Raw genomic sequence first — 3384 nt, forward strand, 5'->3', positions numbered from 1 at the left:
GGCGCGCCAATGCCCTAGGGCATTGCCATACATGATCGAAACGCAAACCTACCGGACGCAACGTAACGGCTGACATAGGCGCAAGCGCCAATGCCCTAGGGCATAGGCGTTTAGCAGCGATAGGCGGTAAATCCCGCCTAGTGTTAGAACAAGCCAACGGCATAGCCTGACAAGCTAGGCCATAGGCGGACCCGTAAAGACATAGGCGACGGATTGCGAATTAGGCTTATAGTCGAGAACAAACAATTCCCCGGGGAAAGCCGGAAGAATTGCCTGTAAATGATAGTATCGCCCATACATGTTGCGACTATCGCCCGAAGCGCCTAACGGCGGGGCAAAAGTAGGTAAGTAGTCGGATAAAGCGACGTCCCTTAATGCGTCAGCATTATGCAAGGTGTCTTAATTGATGCCCGTTCCACGCAAATAGCTTTAGCAGACTTGGATTAAATCGGCTTAACGGTTGATTAAATCCGGGTTTGTGTAGCCGTGAAAACCTACGCGAAGTCTAGTCTAGTGAACCATGACAAAAGTTTGCAGCTAGTAGGGATTGCAATCCGCAATCCCTATCGTGGTGCAAATTAATGCCCATTAACCCCGAATTAGGAGAATTACCATGTCCATCAATGCCCGTGTGAACGCCTGGATCAAGTCCAATACCGCCTCCGGTGTCAACGGCCTCATTCTGGTCCGTGACGTCATCAACCATGCCATGGGGGAATCCGGTGACTGGACCCCGATTGCAAAGCTGATGAAGCACACCAACGCCCCGACCGAGCGTGTGATCCGGGGTATCGTGACCCAGGTTCTGCCCGGGATCAAAATCACGAAAGACCCCAAGGGGGAGTTCGGCATTCGCCTCAATCTGAAGGAGGTGGCCCGGTCCAACTTCATGTCGGACAAGCTCGAAAGCCTGATCGCCGACAAGGCCCCGCTCTTGGGCAAGGCCGTGGCCGAAGTGTTCCTGCCGAAAAAGCCCAAGGCCGACAAGCCCAAGGCCACCGATGCGCAGACCCCGCCCTCGCCCGAGGCGATCGGCGCTATGGGCGATACCGCCGAGGCGGCGAAACAGGCCAAGGCCCAAGGCGCTCCGTCCCTGATCACGGCTGAAGCTGCCTATGCCACCTTCCTGATGCTGTCGCCCGAGGAGCAGGCCCGGTTCCTCGCGATGGTCGCCACGCCGGTGGCGGACGAGGCCCCGGCCACCGACCTGATCCAGATCCCCGCCTGAGCCCACGAGCCTAGGCCCTAGACCCTCCGGGGCCTAGGGCCTGTCCCCCGCTGCAATGACAACCCGCCTCAATCCCGAGGCGGGTTCTTTGTGCTGCGAAAGGATCAGCATCATGATCGAAGTTTGGGGCCACTATCCGAGGGGCTGGCGTCTCCTCGTCGAGGGGGCGGCGTCTATATACGAGGCCATGCTCTTTGTCAAGCCCGATCCACGGCGCTTCGAACTCAAGGTCGTGCGCGAGAAAAGTCAACGTCCTGTCTAGTGGACAGGGGGCTTGACACCAGATCTTGTGTTCGAGGGGTGATTTGCCGGTCTGGCAGGCCCTAGGCCCTAGGCCGGGGTCTGGCGGGGGTTCCGAGCCCGGTTCTGGGGGTTTGGCGTGCGGATTTCGGGCCTAGGGCCTGGGGCTAAAATCTCACTGGGAGGGGGTCTACAGCGCCAAGTCGGGTTCTGGGTAGGCCGGGGTAGCCGAGAGGGGCGGTATCGCGCTCCACGGGCCGGAAATCGGCCTCTCCGGCGGGCTGCCGGGGCTTGCCGGGATCAAGGCTGCGGGCTGGAGGCCAGTTTGGCCAGTTTGGGCCAGTCGGGGCGACTTTTTTGCACCAGCCAAGTGGTTGATTATGCTGAGAAAAAAGAGGCGAGTTCTGGAGGTGTCCACAAACTACTTTTCTTTCTTAAATTTTTTTCTCTCTTAAACATAAGAAGAAAGTATTTTGTCTAGTAGACACAAGAAAAACTCGTATATGCAAACCGCCTCGCGAAATCTGAGATAAGCCCCCACCGGCCAGATCGCAAGCTCGGACCCCTCGCAGGACGCCTGCCAGCTGGCCCCAGCTGCCCCCCCTCCAGACCCCCTTCTGGCCAGGCCCCAGAGCCCATCTACCGCTAGGCTCAAGGGCCTGCCCTGCAAAGCCTCAGGTACCAAGCCCGCTTGGCTGAGACTGGTCGTCACGGACCTCGGCCTACATGGCTGCGAGCGGCTCTCCACGACCCCCGGATCGAGGCCCGTGAGACCCTCGGATCGAGGCCCTCTAGGCCCCCGATCGAGGCCCCTCAGACGCCCCTCCGAGACCCTCGGATCGAGGCCCTCGTGGCCCCAAATCTACCTCCCTGTCTACCGGACAGAATTGCCGATTTCGCAATCTGTCTACCGGACAGCCACAGGATTTTTGCACATTTTGGGCAAAAATGTCGGTCGCTGTCTACCGGACAAAAACGCTGTCTACCGGACAGATAGTCATATCTGCAAATTTTGAGACATTTTCACGCAACTTTCGCAAAGGCAATCTGTCCGGTGGACAGAGGCCCATGACCTCTCCCCAGGACACCCCCTCCACCGCATAAGGACACAATGTCTAGTAGGTCATTCCAGAAAAAACGACTCATGAGGCTGATCGAGAACCACGCGCTGCGAGAAAAAATGACTCTGCAATCATCAGCGCGCATCATCTTTGCAGACGATCGGCTCTGGCCCCTGATCACCTCTGCCTTCGGTGACAAGGCCACCACCCTCCCCAACACGCGGCAAGTCCGCGCATTGCGGGACAAGGAGAAGCTCCGCTGGGCGAAGCTCTGGCCCGACCAGTGGAACCCGAAGTTCAAGGCCAAGAGTGCGGCTCACAAGTGGGAGTCACCCTACCTGCCCATCCCCAAACGGTATGAGCCCCCCATCACGCCCAAGCGCGTCTACGCAAGACGCATGCGGGACAGAGGCCGCACTCCCAAGCACATCGCAGCTCACTACGGCGTCACGATCGACACCGTTTACAGATGGTTGAGAAAATGAACCTTCACCGCTCCCGCCTTCGTATGCTCGCCGACATCGTCGAGAGCACCCGGCCCTCAAACTTCAACATGGCCCACCCCGGCAGCTGCATCGCCGGCACGTTCTTTCACGGCAACTCGGACTGGCGTCTCGAGGACTTCGCCGAGTTCTTCGGGCTGTCCCACCGGATGGCCGAAGACCTTCTCTACCCCGAAGACCACACCGGCGCCTATGACGCCACCCCCGCACAGGGGGCGGAAGTCCTGAGGCACCTCGCCGCCACCGGCAACCTCGACTGGCACCGGGCCATGCAGCCCGAGGCTCCCATCATCTTCCTCATCCTGATCTGAGGCTCACCATGACCCATCCCCTGATCAACGAACACGCCGCG

At 59.1% G+C, this 3384-nt stretch carries 4 protein-coding genes; all 4 read left to right on the top strand.

What is annotated here, in order from left to right; genetic code table 11:
- The first annotated feature begins 613 nt into the window (after nucleotides 1-613).
- The 4 genes from ACFDS3_RS19800 (at nucleotide 614) to ACFDS3_RS19815 (ending at nucleotide 3343) form a co-directional block, all read left to right on the top strand.
- Nucleotides 614-1228 (top strand): hypothetical protein, encoded by a 615-nt coding sequence (locus ACFDS3_RS19800; protein ID WP_375264052.1) that lies wholly within the window; start codon nucleotides 614-616, stop codon nucleotides 1226-1228.
- Between the two features lie 112 nt (nucleotides 1229-1340).
- Nucleotides 1341-1490: a hypothetical protein gene (locus ACFDS3_RS19805; protein WP_375264053.1), complete on the top strand. Its 150-nt coding sequence runs from the start codon at nucleotides 1341-1343 to the stop codon at nucleotides 1488-1490.
- A gap of 1122 nt (nucleotides 1491-2612) precedes the next feature.
- Nucleotides 2613-3014, top strand: a complete 402-nt coding sequence (locus ACFDS3_RS19810; RefSeq protein WP_375264054.1) for a hypothetical protein — start codon at nucleotides 2613-2615, stop codon at nucleotides 3012-3014.
- Nucleotides 3011-3343, top strand: a complete 333-nt coding sequence (locus ACFDS3_RS19815) for a hypothetical protein (protein WP_375264055.1) — start codon at nucleotides 3011-3013, stop codon at nucleotides 3341-3343. Before ACFDS3_RS19810 ends, ACFDS3_RS19815 begins: the two co-directional genes overlap by 4 nt.
- Nucleotides 3344-3384: the final 41 nt, after the last annotated feature.

The organism is Palleronia sp. (genome assembly GCF_042089775.1).
GTDB lineage: Bacteria > Pseudomonadota > Alphaproteobacteria > Rhodobacterales > Rhodobacteraceae > Palleronia.

Excerpts from the sequence above, each read along its gene's own strand:
- ACFDS3_RS19800 (WP_375264052.1), top strand. The coding sequence starts at position 614 with ATGTCCATCAATGCCCGTGTGAACGCCTGGATCAAGTCCAATACCGCC.
- ACFDS3_RS19805 (WP_375264053.1), top strand. The coding sequence starts at position 1,341 with ATGATCGAAGTTTGGGGCCACTATCCGAGGGGCTGGCGTCTCCTCGTC.
- ACFDS3_RS19815 (WP_375264055.1), top strand. The coding sequence starts at position 3,011 with ATGAACCTTCACCGCTCCCGCCTTCGTATGCTCGCCGACATCGTCGAG.
- ACFDS3_RS19810 (WP_375264054.1), top strand. The coding sequence starts at position 2,613 with ATGAGGCTGATCGAGAACCACGCGCTGCGAGAAAAAATGACTCTGCAA.